This window comes from Tsukamurella soli (genome assembly GCF_039541155.1).
In the GTDB taxonomy this organism is placed as follows: domain Bacteria; phylum Actinomycetota; class Actinomycetes; order Mycobacteriales; family Mycobacteriaceae; genus Tsukamurella; species Tsukamurella soli.
Window position 1 is genome coordinate 1 of the sequence record NZ_BAABFR010000018.1, and the last position, 15,782, is coordinate 15,782.

Consider the following 15,782-nt stretch of genomic DNA (forward strand, 5'->3'; position numbering starts at 1 on the left):
ACCGCGCCCGCACCGTCACCGTCGTCGGCGCCTGCCGCGCCGGCGGGTGGCCCGCGCCCCGCGGACCTGTCGTTCGACGCGTCCGACGCGACGCGCGCGATGATCGCGATCTGGACCAAGATGCGTCCGGACCAGCTCGAGAAGACCGACACCATCGAGACCCTCTGTGACGGCGTCTCGTCGCGGCGCAACCAACTGCTGCTCGACCTCGGCTCCGAGCTGGGGCTGGGCGCGATCGACGGTGCCGCCGAGGCGGACCTGCCGACGCTCGGCGTGACCGTCGCCAAGCTGGCCCGCACCTACAAGCCGCTCGGTCCGGTGCTCACCGAGACCGTCGGCACGCAGCTGCGCAAGGTCCTCGGCAGCACCGGCAAGCGGCCCGCCTACATCGACGAGTACGTCACCAAGACGTGGGAGCTCGGCCCCGGCTGGGCGCGGCACGTGACGCTCGCCCTCGCGGCGGGCACCCGCGACGGCGCGTCGGTGCGCGGTGGCGACCTGGGCTCGCTGCTGGAGGGCCCCGTGTCCAACGCGGCTGCGCTGGACGCCCTGATCGACCGGGCCGTACTCGAGGTCGGTGCGGCGCACAGCGTCCCCGTCGGTAAGCCCTCCGCGGGCGGCGCGGGCGGCGGCGCCTCCGTCGACGCCGCTGCGCTCGCCGAGTTCACCAGCGCCATCACCGGTCCCGACGGTGCCCTCGCGGCGTCCGCAAAGACCCTGCTGGCCAGGCTCGGGCTCGCGGAGAAGCAGACCGGGCTGCCGGAGGTCGACGACTCCGCCGCCGAGCTCGCCACGCTGATGACCACCGAGCTCGGCGAGAACTGGGCCGCCGCGGTCGCGCCGGCGTTCGACGCCGACAAGGCAGTGCTGCTGGACGACCGCTGGGCCAGCGCTCGCGAGGACCTGCTGCGGATCTGGAACATGGACGGCGCGAGCTTCGCGACCACCAGCAAGCACCTGCTGGCCGTGGCCCACGGTGCCAGCCCCGTGCTGGTCGACCAGGCGCGCTGGTGGGAGCGGAAGGCGCGCGACGCCGGACGTCCCGAGCACGCCGAGGCCTACGCCTACCTGGCGGGTCTCGCCGAGTCCACCCCGCAGCCCGGCGTGTACCGCGGCGAGGTCGCCGTGGTGACCGGTGCCTCCGAGGGGTCCATCGCCGCCGCCGTGGCGGGCGGGCTGCTGGCCGGTGGCGCCACCGTCGTCGCGACCACCAGCCGGCTGGACCAGAAGCGGCTGAACTTCTTCAAGACGCTGTATCGCACCAGCGCACGTACCGACGCCTCGCTGTGGGTCGTGCCCGCGAACATGTGCAGCTACGGCGATGTCGACGCGCTGGTCGGGTGGATCGGCACGCAGCAGTCCGACACCGTCGGCCCCAAGACGGTGGTCCACAAGGAGGCGCTGCAGCCCACGATGCTGTTCCCGTTCGCCGCGCCGCGAGTGTCCGGCGACCTCGCCGACGCCGGGCCGCGGGCCGAGCTGGAGATGAAGATCCTGCTGTGGACGGTCGAGCGGCTGATCGCCGGCCTGTCTCAGATCGGCAAGGACACGGACATCGCGTCGCGCCTGCACGTGGTGCTTCCGGGCTCGCCCAACCGGGGCATGTTCGGCGGCGACGGCGCCTACGGCGAGGCCAAGGCCGCGCTGGACGCGATCATCGCCAAGTGGAGTGCCGAGAAGTCCTGGTCGGAGCGGGTCACCCTGGCCCACGCCATCATCGGGTGGGTGCGCGGCACCGGCCTGATGGGCGGCAACGATCCGCTGGTCGAGGCCGTCGAGGCGGCCGGCGTGCGCACCTGGTCGACCTTCGAGATGGCCGAGCAGCTGCTCGGGATGGCCTCCCCGGAGGCACGTGGGCGGGCTGCGGACGCGCCCCTGTTCGCCGACCTCACCGGCGGGCTGGGCAACGCCAAGCTGGACATGGCCGCGCTCGCCGAGCAGGCCATGGAGGCCCGGCGGCAGGAGGCAGCCGCCGACGAGGACGCCGCGACGATCGACGCCCTGCCGCCCGCGCCGGTGGCCACGCTCACCGAGCCCGTCTGGGACGACATCGACGCCCGCCCCGAGGACATGGTCGTGATCGTCGGCGCCGGCGAGGTCGGCCCGTACGGCAGCGCCCGCACCCGCTTCGAGATGGAGGTCGACGAGCGGCTGTCCGCGGCCGGCGTCGCCGAGCTCGCGTGGGTCACCGGCCTGGTCACCTGGGAGAACGACCCGGAGCCCGGCTGGTACGACGCCGAGACCGGCGACCTCGTGCCCGAAGCCGAGCTGGCCGACAAGTACCACGACACCGTGGTCGAGCGGTGCGGCATCCGGCGGTTCAGCGACGACGGTGACCTGCTGGACGGCAGCGCGCCGCTGCTCGAGTCGGTGTTCCTGTCCGACGACATGACGTTCGTCGTCGGCAGCGAGGACGAGGCCCGCGCCTTCGCCTCGGCCGACCCGGAGAAGACGGCGATCGCTCCGATGGAGAGCGGCGAGTGGCAGGTGACCCGCATGGCGGGCACCGAGATCCGCGTTCCGCGTCGGATGAAGCTGCTGCGCACCGTCGGCGGCCAGATCCCGGACGGCTTCGACCCGGCTCGCTGGGGCATCACCCCGGAGATGACGGAGTCGGTGGACCGGCTGGCGCTGTGGAACCTGGTCGCCACCGTCGACGCCTTCATCGGCGCGGGCTTCGAGCCGGCCGAGCTGATGGCATGGGTGCATCCGGCGCACGTCGCCAACACCCAGGGCACCGGCATGGGCGGCATGGGCTCGATGCGGAAGCTGTTCGTCAACACCCTGATCGGCGAGCCGAACCAGAACGACATCCTGCAGGAGGCCCTCCCGAACGTCGTGGCCGCGCACGTGGTGCAGAGCTACGTCGGCAGCTACGGCGCCATGATCCACCCGGTGGCCGCATGTGCCACCGCGGCGGTGTCGGTCGAGGAGGGGGTCGACAAGATCCGCGTCGGCAAGGCCCTGTTCGCCGTGACCGGCGGCTTCGACGATCTGTCGATCGAGGGCATCACGGGCTTCGGCATGATGCAGGCCACCGCCGACACCGACAAGATGCTGGCGAAGGGCATCGACCCGCGGCGCTTCTCGCGGGCCAACGACCGTCGCCGCGGCGGCTTCGTCGAGTCCAACGGCGGCGGGACGATCCTGCTCGCGCGCGGCGACATCGCGGCGAAGATGGGCCTGCCGGTTCTGGGCGTCGTGGCGTGGGCGCAGAGCTTCGGCGACGGCATGCATACGTCGATCCCGGCGCCCGGCATGGGTGCGCTGTCGGTAGCGGCCGGCGGCGCCGAGTCGCCGATGGCCACGAGCCTGCGCAAGCTGGGCGTGGGCGCCGACGACGTGGCGATCGTGAGCAAGCACGACACGTCGACCAACGCCAACGACCCCAACGAGGCGCAGCTGCACGAGCGCATCGCCGACTCGATCGGCCGCAGCGCCGGCGCACCGCTGTTCGTGGTGTCGCAGAAGTCGCTGACGGGCCACGCCAAGGGCGGCGCCGCGGCGTTCCAGCTGATCGGCATGTGCCAGATGCTCAGCGCCGAGGTCGTGCCGCCCAACCGCAGCCTCGACTGCGTGGACGACGCGATGCAGAAGTACCCGCATCTGGTGTGGCTGCGCGATACCTTCCGGTTCTCGAACGGCTTCCGGCCCAAGGCAGGTCTGCTCACCAGCCTCGGGTTCGGCCACGTGTCCGGCCTGATCGCGGTGGTACACCGGGACGCGTTCCTCGCGTCGCTCGACGCCGACGCACGGGCCGCGTACCTCGCGGCCGCCCGGGAACGGGAGGTCGACGGGCGCCGCGCGCTGCTGTCGGCGATGACGGGCCAGGCCGGCCTGTACCGCAAGCAGGCCCCGGGCCGCCGGTTCGGCGACGCCGAGTCCACCGACGGAATCGAGGCGGCCGTGCTGCTCGACGACGACGCCCGCCTGGGCGCCGACGGTGTCTACATCGCGGGCGGCTGCCAGTAGCCCTTTCTTGCTGGACGGGGCGGTACCTCAACGGCGAGGTGCCGCCCCGTCGGGCATCAGGAGGGTCCCGCGCGCTCGCGCTCCCGAAAGGTGCTCGCGCGTCTGTCTTTTCGGCTGGGGGGAGGCCGCCGGATCACACCGCGGGGGCTGATATGACCGACATCGTTGACCAACCGATCCTGCATCGCGCCGACATGCTTGCGCGCGGTCGCACCCCGAAGCTGATCGCCGCAGAAGTCGACCGCGGCTCGCTCACACGCGTCTGGTCGGGGGCGGATGTCGCGGCGCCGCCGGGCAACGATGGGGACCGCTACCGGCTGAAGGTGCGCGCCGCGGCAGAACGGATGGGCAACAAGCGCGGCGGCCGCCGGGTGCACGTGTGTCGGCTCGGTGGCCGGAGATCCCGCGACCGCGGCATCTGGCCGACGCACTGGGGATGGAAGGCGCTCGACGAGCCGGACCGATTGCGCACGAGGCTGCGCGATGCGCTCGGCCCGCGCGGACTGCTCGTGCCACAGTGATTCGCAGCGGGTGGGCCCAGCGCCCGCGCGGTGGAACCGCGCTCCCGCGGCAGCCATGCGCTCCCGCGGCATAAAAGTGCTCCCGCGGCCGAACGAACCGCCGCGGGTGCGCTTTTCGGGAGCGTTTCCACCGCCGGGCAAGGGCGCGGCACCGTCTGCCCCGCCCGTCAGGCCGTTACGCTGCCCGCATGGCTGTCACCGGAGTGGGGATCGATCTGGTCAGCGTCAGCGAGTTCGAGGCGCAGCTCAAACAGCCCGGCACGACGATGTTGTCGTCGTTCAGCCCGGGGGAGCGCCGCGACGCCGGCGGCGACCCGCGGTCGCTTGCCGCGCGCTGGGCGGCGAAGGAGGCCGTGTTCAAGGCATTCTCGTCCGGGTTCTACGGGCGGCGGCCCGCGGAGAAGGAGGTCGCGGCGCGGGAGGTCGAGGTGGTCTCCGATGCCTGGGGCCGGCCCGGGGTGCGGGTGTACGGCCGCATCGCCGCGGACCTGGGCCCGGACGTCCGGATCCACCTCTCGCTCACCCACGACGGTGACGTCGCCGGCGCGGTGGCGGTGATCGAAGCGCCGTGACCCGGCGCGCGACTCGACGGTGCCGGCACCCTCGACTCCGGCACCCTCGACTCCGGTACCGCCGAGCCCGGAATCCGCGCCCCGCAGCGCCTCACAGATCCAGGCTGCGCCCGATGATCTCCTTCATGATCTCGTTGGTGCCGGCCCAGATCCGGGTGACGCGGGCGTCCATCCATGCTCGGGCGACGCGGTACTCGCGCATGTAGCCGTAGCCGCCGAACACCTGCACACAGCTGTCCAGCACGGCGTTCTGCACCTCGGCCGAGAAGTACTTGGCTTTGGCGGCGTCCACCGCCGTGAGCTTCCCATCGGCGTGTGCGGCGACGGCCTGGTCGATGTACGCCTGCGTCACCTCGATCCGGGTGACGAGGTCGGCGAGCACGAACTTGGTGTTCTGGAATGAGCCGATCGACTGGCCGAAGGCCTTCCGCTCCCGCGCGTACTCGATCGTCTCGCCGAGGATCTGCTTGGCATGGGCGACGTTGGTCACCGCCGAGCCCAGTCGTTCCTGGGGAAGCTTCTCCATCATGGCGATGAACCCGCGGTCCACCTCGCCGAGCAGGGAGTCCGCGGGCAGCCGGACGTCGTCGAAGAACAGCTCGGCGGTGTCGGCCTCCGGCTGGCCGACCTTGTCCAGCTTGCGCCCGCGCTCGAATCCGGGGAGCGAGGCGTCGACCACGAACAGGCTGATGCCCTTCGAACGCTGCTCCGGGTTGGTGCGTGCGGCGATCACGGCGACGTCGCAGGTGTAGCCGTTGGTGATGAACGTCTTCGACCCGTTGAGGATCCAGTCGTCGCCCGACCGGACCGCGCTCGACTTCAGGTTCGCCAGGTCCGAGCCGACGGACGGCTCGGTCATTCCGATCGCCGCGACCGCCTCGCCCGACGCGATCCGGGGCAGCCACTGCTGCTTCTGCGCCTCGCTTGCGAGGTCGACGATGTACGGCGTCACGATGTCGAAGTCGATACCCACGCTCGACGCGAACGCCATCGAGACGGCCGCGAGTTCCTCCTGCGCGAGTGCGTTGAACCGGTAGTCGCCGGCCTCCCCGCCGCCGTACTCCTCCGGGATCTCGAGACCGAGCACACCCTGCTCACCCAGCCCGCGCCAGACGTCGCGTGCGATCAGCTTGTCCTCGATGTATTGCTCGGCGTTCGGTAGCACGTCGCGGGCGAGGTAATCGCGCACGGACGACCGGAACTGGTCGTGTTCGGTCGAGTACAGGGTGCGGTCCACTGGTGGCTCCTAGATCTCGAGGTCGCGGCGCAGCTTGGCCACGTGGCCCGTCGCGCGAACGTTGTACTGTGCAACCTCGATCTTGCCATCGGGCCCCACCACGAACGTCGACCGGATCACGCCGTGCACCGTCTTGCCGTACATCGTCTTCTCGCCGAACGCACCGTACGCGGTGAGGACCTCCTTGTCGGGGTCAGACAGAAGGGGGAAGGTCAGCGCGTCCCGGTCGCGGAACTTCGCGAGCTTCTCCGGCTTGTCCGGCGAGATCCCGATGACGTCGAGGCCCGCTTCGGCGAAGTCGGTGAGATTGTCGCGGAAGTCGCATGCCTGCTTGGTGCAACCGGGTGTCATCGCGGCGGGGTAGAAGTACAGGACTACGCGGCGGCCGCGGTAGTCCGCGAGGGAGACGGCGTTGCCGTCGGCGTCCGGCAGGGTGAACGACGGTGCCGGATCGCCGGGGGCCAGGCGTGTGGGGGCGGTCATTCCACTACCGTAGCGGCATGTCCGACGATTTCGACGCCAGCGGGCGTGGCCGCGGGCGCGCCCGTTTCCAGAAGCTGGCCAGTGCCGCCCTCAACGCCGATGTGACGATCGACCAGGCGACCACGATCGTCAACGACCTCTCCGGCACGATCCGCGACATGGACTCGACGATGTCCACCTTCGATCAGACTCTGGTCCGGATCAACCGGGATCTCGGTGAGTTCGAGGATCTGCTGTCCGCGATCGCGAGGACCACGGTCCGTCTGAACACGGCTCTCGACAACATCGACAAGCTGCTTGCGGGCCCGGTAGCGATCGGGCAGGCCGCTGTATCGGTGTTCGAGCCGGCGACGAAGGCCACGACGGCGATGGCGGCCAACGCCGCCGGGGTCGTCGGCAGGTTCCTGGGCAATAAGCACGACTGACGCGAGCGGCCCCGCGGCGATGGAGGATCGCCCGGGGCCGCTCGGTGGTCGGTGTCGCCCGGACCTGTCAGCTCTGCTTGGCGTTCCCGGCCTTCCACACGGCCCACGGGATGTTCCAGTCCCCGAGGCCGTCGGCGCCGTCCATCTTCGGGCCGATGGTGTCCGACACGATCACGAGGTCGCCGCGCTTGGTGTTGTTGAGGAACCACAGCGCGTTGTCCGGGCTCACGTTGAGGCAGCCGTGGCTGACGTCGGTGTTGCCCTGCTCGTCGAGGGACCACGGGGCACTGTGCACGTAGATCCCGTTGTAGGCCATCTGGGTCGCGTCGTACACGAGCGTGCGGTAGCCCCCGGGGGAGTTGGCCGGGACCCCGAACGTCGACGAGTCCATGATGATCGACGGATCGTGGTCGCCCAGCATGTAGATCCCGGAGGGTGTCGGGTTTGCCGGCTCACCCATCGACGTCGGCATCGTCTTGATCAGTTTGCCGGACCGGTAGACGCGGATGATCTTGTCCTTGTCGCTGACCTTGGCGATCAGCTCGTCACCGATGGTGAAGTGGTCGGTGACGTTCTGCTGCCCCATGAGACCGCCGCCCAGGTCCACGCCGTACGTGTTCACGGAGACGTCGACCTTGGTGCCGGGCGTGAAGTAGTTCTCCGGCCGCCACCGCACCTCGGTCGGGCTGATCCAGTAGAACGCGCCGTCGACCTGCGGGTTGGTGGTGACGGTGATCGCCTTCTGGGCTGCCAGCCGATCGGGGATGGGCTCGTCGAACTGGATGCCGACGGTCTGTCCGACGCCCACCACGGTGTTGTTCGGGGTCGTGAAGTAGGCCTGGGTCAGGTCGGTAGGCGACTCGGTCGTGAAGCGCTGGTTCGCGATGTTGACGCCGCCGATGCCGTCGGCCTCCACGTGCAGCGTGTACTGCTTGGTGTAGCCGAGCGGCTCGGTGGACTGCCAGCTGCGGCCGTCGGCGGACGCGCGGCCGGCAACGGTCTCGCCGTCTGCGTTCTTCAGGGTCACGGTCGTGAGGGCGCCGCCGGTCACCGACACCTGGATCGGTACGCCGGGCTGGACGCTGGTCGAGCCGTTGTGCACGGACGAGGTGACCTGCGGGCGCAGCAGGTCGGTGAAGGGTGTCGAGTCGGTGATCGCCGCGCCCGCTGCCGGCAGCGGTAGTGCATCCTTGCTGCCGATCGTGCATGCGCCGAGCGATGCGCCGGTGGCGACGATCGCGACGAGCGCTGCGAGACGGCGAGACATGAGACGGCCCTGGATCATCTTCTTCAACCCCACCCTGTACCTAGGATTCCTACCTGCGTCTGCTTCCCAGGGGACATGCGGACATGGGGCATATCCGCCCGGGTCGGGCGCGCGTTACGGAAATTGTACGAGGTGCAGGCGCGACGCGCCGAGACGGCACACGCGGGTGTGACCCGGTAGACGCCGCGTATCGCCGGTCGCCGATGCACCGGCGCCGGGAACCCGTCCCCACGTCTCGGCAGGTCCGCTCGGCCTGTAGGGCCCAGGACCGGCGCGAGGATGCAACAGTGTGGACCGCCGATGCGGCATATCATCCTGACATGTCGGGGCGTCGAGATACCGGTCGCGGCGCGTACGCTCGCCTCTCCGTGAGGACGGCCGGGCGCCTCCTGTTCAGCAGACGGCGCTGGCGCGAGGCGGGCGTGCGGGAGTACCGGTTCGCGACCGAGGCCCTGGACTGGATCGGTTGGCCGCTCGGCCTCCTGCGTTGGGCGCTCTGCACGATGTGCCTGGCGACGGCCGCCTTGGGAGCCGTGATGGAGTTCCACCCGTACGGGCCGAGAGGACCCGTCTTGCGCACGATTCATGTGTCCTTCATCCTCAGCAGCGTCGTGGTGGCTGCGCTGTGGGCTACTCGACCGTGGCCGAGCAGGCGGTGGGCCATCGCGTTCGTGGTCTGGGCCGATATCGGGATCGCGATCGACGGTGCGGTGCTGTCGCAGCCCGAGGCGCGGATCTGCGCGACGATCCACTTGAGCATGATCGGGCTCTTCGCAGGATTTCTACTCGGCTGGCGGATCCTGTTGGCGCATTGCGCCTTCTGCGTCGCGCTGATCGCCGCGCTGGCCGTGTGGGCGGTGCTCGGCGACCACCGGTCGCTCCTCGTGCTGTACATCTACCTCGCGCCGGCGCTGACGACGGACGTCGCCATGCCCGCGGTGGTCCAGGCGGTGGTCGAGGGCGGTCGCGTCGCGGCGCGCCGGATCACGGTGACGTCGTATCGCGATCCGCTCACCGGCCTGCTCAATCGACGTGGACTGACGAGCTTCGCCGAGTCGCTGTCCGCCGGCGTCGGACAGACCGGCTGGGTGATGGTGGCGGTGATCGACCTCGACGGGTTCAAAGAGCTCAACGATGCCCGCGGCCACGAGTTCGGCGACAAGATCCTAGCGGCGGCGGCGCGGCGCCTCCTCGATGCCGTCGAGGACGACGGTGCCGTCGCGCGGACAGGCGGTGACGAGTTCGTGGTCATCGCCTCCGTGCAGGACGAAGCCGCCATGCGCGCGATGGCCGACCGGTGCGTCCTGCGGCTGCTGCGGGCCGACGATCCGCTGGTCACCTCGAGTGTCGGGGTCGCCGGGGCGCCGTGGGGGACGGCGTCGTTCGAGGAGTTGCAGCTCGACGCCGATGTCGCGATGTACAGCGCGAAACGCGCGGGGCGGTCGCAATCGGTCGTGTCGACCGTCGGCTACTTCTCGGCCGAAGACGGGACGGTCTGACCACGGCGCGCTTGTCGGTCGCTGGATTCGCTGCAATGCCGCGCGCGGGCGGTCCGGCGCAGGACTATAAGCTGCGCGGGATGCGGAAGACCTCGATGACACGCTCATGCCCCATCGCCGCACCCCCATGCACACCGTTGTCGCGTGGCACGGCCACGATCCGTCCATGACCTTGAGCGCGTACTCCGACGACAGGGCGGCCGGCGAACCGCGCGGCGCTGGCGTATCGCTGTTCGGATGAGCGGCCACACGATCAGCGGCGACTTGCCGCCTGAGATCGACCTCGCCCGGTTCTCGGGCTGGGTGACGTTCGCAGAGCTGCTCGACGCCGACGTGCCGCGTGGACCGGGGGTCTACGTCGTGGTGCGGACTACCGACGCACCGCCCCGGTTCCTCGACGCGTCTCCGGCGGGGCATTGGAAGGGGCGCGATCCCACGGAGCCTCCTGAGAGATCCTCCGGGAAACCCGGGGTGGTTCACCCATGCCTACTCCGGTGGCCGCGGTAAGCCCGTGTTGCGGGAGGTCGACCCCATCGACTCCGAGATCCGCGTCGGTGACGCTCACCCACCTCGGCGCCGCGGCGCTCACCCCAGCCCCAGCGCTCGCCTCAGCCGGCGGGGACGCCGGGCCGGTGGCCAGTCCCGTGCAGGCCGACAGGGCCGTGACCAGGACGGCGGCGAGGACGGGGAGGAGACGCATGCGGGCAGTGTGGCACGCAGGGGTGACATGGGAGGGGGTGAGACGCACGCTCGTTTGATTCTGTACCCGCTGTGGGTTCCCGGTAGCTGGCGCTATCGGTGCGACTCGTCCTGGGTGCCGGGGTCGTAGCCGGTGAGCTCGGCTACGGCGTCAATCAGATAGCTGCCGCTCACTCGATACAGGTTCACCTTGACTGTTAGGCGCTGCTCGTCGCCGGTGAAGACGACGTTCATCTGCGAGGGTTCGAGAACTATCGAACGCACCTGGTCCCAGGTAAGGCTCCGGCGCTTCCTGGGGCTGATCGCGGTGACGCCGTCGTGATCGATTACCACGGTCGGGACCCGCCCGTATCCGAGGTCGGACGCGATTGCGGCCACGAGGAAGATCACCGCCACAACGATCCAGATCACGGGATGGAAACGCGATGGTGCGAGGCCGCCGCGATCCCCGCGTAGTTGCGTGTAGCCGATGAGAGCGCATGTCGCCATCCCGACGTGCAGCATCAGGCTGAGGGTCCGACGTGACCACACGTTCTCAACGAGAACCAAGTGCCAATCGGCAGTGACGTTGTCGAGATCGGGGCCGGGCAGAGCTGTCATCGACAGCGCTACGAGGTATCCGGTTCCCACCACGCACAGGCAGCCCAGTAGCGACAGACCGACTTCGGACGAAGCGAGACCGGTTACCAGCCCGACGACGCTGACGACGCCGGCCAATGCGGCGACAGACATCATCCCGATCCGTCGGCGATGCACACGATGTTCGAACTCGGCAAGCTGCCCCTCCGATGGTAGTGAGGTCATTGCAGACTCCTTCATTTGTTGGCGCGCTCATCACCAGAAATGCTGGATCACGGATGTGGTAATCGAGCCGAGGGCACCCGCGAGTATCGGCCCGCCGATCAAGCCAAGTCCGCCAGTCGCTGATGCAAATGCGGCGGTCACTGCGAGTGTGACGGCGGTGCCGGCGACTTCCGACACGATGGCCTTGGTCGGGTTCATGTTGTCTTCGATGTCACCGCGGATCGCGGCACCCGTTCCTAGCACAGCGAGCGGGCCGGTGGCTCCCCATCCCAGCTTCCCCAGCGTCTCTTCTCCGACCTCCGGGCCCCACTTCCTCGCGACACCAGTGATCGCGTTCAGGCCGAGACCTCCGCCAGTGTTCTGCAGTGTCAACGGGTTGGTCAGGCCAGCGCCGATGTCATCGAGAAGAGATGAACCGGAACTGCCGGCCGGGTCGGCTCCCGGGCTGTCGGGTGGTAGTTCCGGCATCTCCTTCCCTAGTTGCGCCAGTACCGAGTCGAGCGGTGGGGTGGGGCGCGGCACGGTCGCGAGCTCTCCGTCGGGGAACTGCCCGGGTAGACGACTGGGGTCTACGCAGGCGGGGATGGTCGGAGTCTGGGTGGGCTCGGAGGGTAGAGGGTTCTGTGCTGGGCCGGGTTCGTGGCCGGCGAGTTGCAGTGTGGTGTCCAGCGGCGATGTCGGTCGCGGCGTGTCGGCCAGTACTCCACCGGGGTACTGGCCGGGTAGGACGCTGGCCGGGTCGACGGGGGCGGGGTATGCCGAGGAGCTGCCGGTGTCGGGGCCCGGCATCAGGTCGATCGGTGCCGCGGCGGTGTCGTAGTCCTCCTCCCCGTCCTGGTCCATCTGGTCGAGGGTCGCGTCCGTGGCCGCTCCGGTGCCGGTGCGTCGGCGTGCGCCGGCGAGGAGGGCGGTGGCTTCGCCGATGAGGTAGGCGCCCGGCGGTGGGTCGGTGTTGTGGCCGGGGTGGGATGCGGGTCCGGCGGTGGTGGTGGGAGCGGGTGCGGGCGGGACGGCGGCTGTGGTCTCGGTGACGGTGACCGTGGGCGGCGGCCCGGTCGGGGTGGTCTTCTCGGGTGGTGTGGTGGTGATCGGCTGCTGTGTCTGGGTGGCCTGCTGTGTCTGGGCAGGCTGCTGCTGGGCGGTGGGCTGCCGGGGGGCTTGCACGCCAGGGTGTTGCCGGGTGGGTGCCTGGGTGGCGTTGCAGTTGACGATGCAGCTGCCGGGTGTGGGGGTGGGCATGTCGGGGGTCTGCACGTCCATGCCTCCGCTGTTGCCGCCTGGGGGTTGGGCGGGCAGGCCGGTGTCGGGGGCGGGTCCGATGGTGGTGGTGGTGGGGGGGGCTTGGATGGCGGTGGTGGGTTGTTGGGGTGGGGTGATCTCGAGGGTGGGGCCGGTGCCGCCTCCGCCGGGGTTGGGTCCGCAGGTGGCGTCGCCGGGGCACACCGCGCTCGCGGCGGGGAGGGTGTGGTGGTGGGGGTCGATGGTGCCGATCATGCCGACGGCGGCGACGATGCCGATGACGGCGGCGGCGCCGCGGACCTGGGCGGGGGACGGCGCGGGGATTCGGGCGGCGCGCAGTCGTGTGAGTCCGGTGGTGAGGATTCTGCCGACGATGACCATCACCAGCCAGAACCCGAGGAACACGGCGGGGACGGGTCGGTAGTGGGGGGCGTGGATGGTGAAGATCACGCCGGCGACGATCCCGGCGACACCGAGGGTGGTGAGGAGCACGCCGAGGGTGAGGTCCCGGCCCCGGCCCCGGCGCGGCGCGCGGGCCGCGGGGGTGGGTGTGGTGCGGGGTGGCCGTTCGGTGTGTGTGGGTGGTGGGGTGGTCATCGTCGGTGCTCCAGGGGCGGTGGGAACGGTCGCTGAGCGGGTATGCGGTGATCGGACCCCGCCGGAGTGGTCGCGTCAACCGCCTTGTCGGCGGGACGGCGGTGTCGTCGCTGTTCAAGATGGGTATCGAGGAATCGTTCAACGGGCCTCGTTGAACGGATGTCCGTATTCAACGAGGCTCGTTGAACATCGGCATACCGATACATATCCGGCGTAATCGGATGCGGGGTGGGGTGGTCATCGCCATGCCCAGCCGGCGAGCGCGGCCATCCCGACCACCGCGACGGCGAGGGTGATCAGCAGGGCCATGACGATCTTGTGCACGGTCAGGGTGCCGGTCGCCGCGTGTTGGGAGGCGGCCCAGAACCCGGCCGCGGCTGACGGGATCTGGGCGGCGGTCGCGTCCCCGAACCGGAACCGCTGGTCGGTGTCCTGGTCCGCCGCGTCGGGGTGCAGGCGGGTGAGCGCCGCCGCGGTGGCGGTCAGGCGCAGGTGGTCGTAGAGCATCACGTGCGGCTGCCCGGCGGTGTGCCAGCGGAGGGCGTCGTCGACCAGCGCGGTGCGCATCGCCACCGCGGCGCGGGTGTCGGCGATCCACGCATGCAGTCGGGGCCACAGGTCGAGGATGCGGGGGTCGACCAGCGTCAGCGCCTCGTCCGGGGTGGGGGTGAGCAGGCCCAGGTCGGCCAGCACCTCGGCTGCGTCCCAGGTGGGCGGAGACAGGTCCGCCGGGGTGATCCGACCGGGCACGGCCCGTCCATCGGCAGTGACGTCCAGCGCGGCGAGCATCACCTCCCGCACCGCCTGCTCGTACGCGCCGTTGTGGTCGATCCACGTGTCGACCGCGTCGAGCAGCCTGTGCAGCATCAGCAGGGTCGGGTCCTGCCCGGCTGCGGTGGTGTGCAGGGCCTGCCACTGCCGGACCGTCCACAGCGGTGCCGCATCGTCCGGCCGGGTGCGGTTGCGGGCGCGGACGGTCAGCCACACCAGCAGTGGTTCGATCACCGCGAAGTCGTCGGGCAGGTGCCGGCCGGTGCGCCAGTGTGAGACGGTGCCGGTGCTCACCCCGACTGCCCGCGCCGCCTCGGCCACGGTCGGCGACCCGGCCGCGGTGAACAACCCGCGCAGCCCGGCGGCGAACACCGCCACCCCGTCGCCGTGGGCCGCTCCGACGGTCGCCGGCCCGTCCGGTACGGCGGTGTCGGTTGTGCGGTCGGGGGTGGTCATCGCCGGCCGGAGCGGATCGCGGCCCAGATCGTGTCGAATCCGCGGACGGTGAGTTGCCCGGCGATGAGCATGATCAGGGTGAAGGCGAGGAACACCCAGGCGGTGCCGTAGTGCTGCGACCACGCCGAAAGGTGCTCGACGCTGAACGCGCACCCGACCAGGAGGGCGAGGCCGATGATCAGGCCGATCCCTTTCCACGCCACCGCCGACTCCCCGCCGGTCTTCGGTGGCTGCTCGTCGTCGTCGGCGGCGGTCCGGTCGCCGGCCGGTGTGTCGGGGCCGGTGCTCGGCGTGGTCATCGTCGGGAGGTGCCCGGCGCTGCGGGTGGGGTTACGGGTTTCAGGTGGGGTGCGGGACCGGGGTGGTCGCGGTCGATGAACCACACCTGTGAGTAGGTGGTGATGCTGGAGTCGCCGGCGGGGGTGGAGATGGCTGCGGTGGCCCAGGCGCGGACCTGCGCGCCGCCGAGGCAGCCGTCGACCGCGAGGCGGGTCTCGCGGCTGATCACGTACCCGGACGTCCCGGTCAGCGACTTGCGTGCGATGGGGAACTCGCGGGTGGTACCGGGCCGGATCACCCCGGACAGGGTGCCGCCCTCGGTGAACGCATCGTCGCCGGTGCCGGAGATGGACGGGGTCACCGACTGGGACACCGACCCGCCGCCCTGCCCGCCGGTGGAGCCGCCGGATCCGGTGCCGGTGCCGGTCGTGGTCGCCGACAGTCCGGGGGTGACCGATCCCTCGGTGGTGTTGGACAGGTTGCCGCCGATGATCATCGAGTCCGGTGTGGCGGCGCAGCCCAACTCGACGCCGATGGTGATCGTGGCCGCGGATACCGGTTCGGTCGGTTTGTGCTTCGGGTCGGCGTAGGTGATGACCGCCTTCCCGGCGGCGTCGAGGAAACTCTCGTACGAGTTCAACGCCCGACCCAACGGGGACGTGTCGCGGCGGTGCAGGCCGAAAAGCCAGGCCCGGATGACGTACCCGTCGGGGGTGGTCAGCGCACGGGAGGTGTCCGCGAACGGGCCGGACCGCACCGCACCCGGCACCGGCGACGGATCCGGCGCCGGCGGCACCCCCGCCGCCACCCCGGATCCGATCACCACGGCCGGCAGCACCGCCGCCGTCACCGCGAGCACCCGGACACGTCCTCGAACCACCATTGTCAGCCTCCTGCTGGACCGAACATCGGATGCACTACACGTCCTATCAGACTCATGTGCAACATCAATCACATCCGT

At 70.3% G+C, this 15,782-nt stretch carries 13 protein-coding genes; 5 read left to right on the forward strand and 8 right to left on the reverse strand.

Annotated features, from left to right (window positions below; all coding sequences use genetic code 11):
* From ABD908_RS07760 to acpS, 3 genes are all read left to right on the forward strand, one after another.
* The coding region (locus ABD908_RS07760; RefSeq protein ID WP_344993307.1) for a beta-ketoacyl synthase N-terminal-like domain-containing protein at nt 1–3,972 on the forward strand (3,972 nt) is incomplete at its 5' end.
* A gap of 152 nt (nt 3,973–4,124) precedes the next feature.
* A complete protein-coding gene (locus ABD908_RS07765) occupies nt 4,125–4,493 on the forward strand; it encodes a hypothetical protein (protein WP_344993310.1) in 369 nt (122 codons plus the stop codon).
* A gap of 188 nt (nt 4,494–4,681) precedes the next feature.
* Entirely contained in the window at nt 4,682–5,065 is a 384-nt protein-coding gene (gene acpS / locus ABD908_RS07770; protein WP_344993313.1) for a holo-ACP synthase AcpS, read from the forward strand.
* A gap of 91 nt (nt 5,066–5,156) precedes the next feature.
* Here the strand turns inward: acpS and ABD908_RS07775 are convergent, their stop codons facing one another.
* A complete protein-coding gene (locus ABD908_RS07775) occupies nt 5,157–6,302 on the reverse strand; it encodes an acyl-CoA dehydrogenase family protein (protein ID WP_344993316.1) in 1,146 nt (381 codons plus the stop codon).
* Between the two features lie 9 nt (nt 6,303–6,311).
* The gene (gene bcp, locus ABD908_RS07780; protein WP_344993319.1) at nt 6,312–6,785 is read right to left on the reverse strand and encodes a thioredoxin-dependent thiol peroxidase; all 474 of its coding nucleotides are present in this window, start codon (nt 6,783–6,785) and stop codon (nt 6,312–6,314) included.
* A 17-nt stretch (nt 6,786–6,802) separates the two neighbouring features.
* On the opposite strand from bcp, the gene ABD908_RS07785 reads away from it, so the two are divergent.
* Entirely contained in the window at nt 6,803–7,210 is a 408-nt protein-coding gene (locus ABD908_RS07785) for a WXG100 family type VII secretion target (protein WP_344993322.1), read from the forward strand.
* A 67-nt stretch (nt 7,211–7,277) separates the two neighbouring features.
* Here the strand turns inward: ABD908_RS07785 and ABD908_RS07790 are convergent, their stop codons facing one another.
* Nucleotides 7,278–8,495 carry a L,D-transpeptidase gene (locus tag ABD908_RS07790; protein ID WP_344993464.1) on the reverse strand — a complete coding sequence of 406 codons (1,218 nt, stop codon included), beginning with the start codon at nt 8,493–8,495 and terminating at the stop codon, nt 7,278–7,280.
* 350 nt (nt 8,496–8,845) lie between these two features.
* Between ABD908_RS07790 and ABD908_RS07795 the strand changes: the two genes are divergently transcribed.
* On the forward strand, nt 8,846–9,976 hold the full coding sequence (locus ABD908_RS07795; RefSeq protein WP_344993325.1) for a GGDEF domain-containing protein: 1,131 nt from the start codon (nt 8,846–8,848) through the stop codon (nt 9,974–9,976).
* A 792-nt stretch (nt 9,977–10,768) separates the two neighbouring features.
* Here ABD908_RS07795 and ABD908_RS07800 read toward each other — a convergent pair.
* The 5 genes from ABD908_RS07800 to ABD908_RS07820 form a co-directional block, all read right to left on the reverse strand.
* Nucleotides 10,769–11,494 carry a hypothetical protein gene (locus ABD908_RS07800; protein ID WP_344993327.1) on the reverse strand — a complete coding sequence of 242 codons (726 nt, stop codon included), beginning with the start codon at nt 11,492–11,494 and terminating at the stop codon, nt 10,769–10,771.
* Between the two features lie 15 nt (nt 11,495–11,509).
* A complete protein-coding gene (locus ABD908_RS07805) occupies nt 11,510–13,315 on the reverse strand; it encodes a hypothetical protein (RefSeq protein ID WP_344993330.1) in 1,806 nt (601 codons plus the stop codon).
* A 237-nt stretch (nt 13,316–13,552) separates the two neighbouring features.
* On the reverse strand, nt 13,553–14,542 hold the full coding sequence (locus ABD908_RS07810) for an nSTAND1 domain-containing NTPase (protein ID WP_344993333.1): 990 nt from the start codon (nt 14,540–14,542) through the stop codon (nt 13,553–13,555).
* A complete protein-coding gene (locus tag ABD908_RS07815) occupies nt 14,539–14,841 on the reverse strand; it encodes a hypothetical protein (RefSeq protein ID WP_344993336.1) in 303 nt (100 codons plus the stop codon). The genes ABD908_RS07810 and ABD908_RS07815 overlap by 4 nt, the downstream gene beginning before the upstream one ends.
* Nucleotides 14,838–15,704: an MspA family porin gene (locus ABD908_RS07820; protein WP_344993339.1), complete on the reverse strand. Its 867-nt coding sequence runs from the start codon at nt 15,702–15,704 to the stop codon at nt 14,838–14,840. Before ABD908_RS07820 ends, ABD908_RS07815 begins: the two co-directional genes overlap by 4 nt.
* Nucleotides 15,705–15,782: the final 78 nt, after the last annotated feature.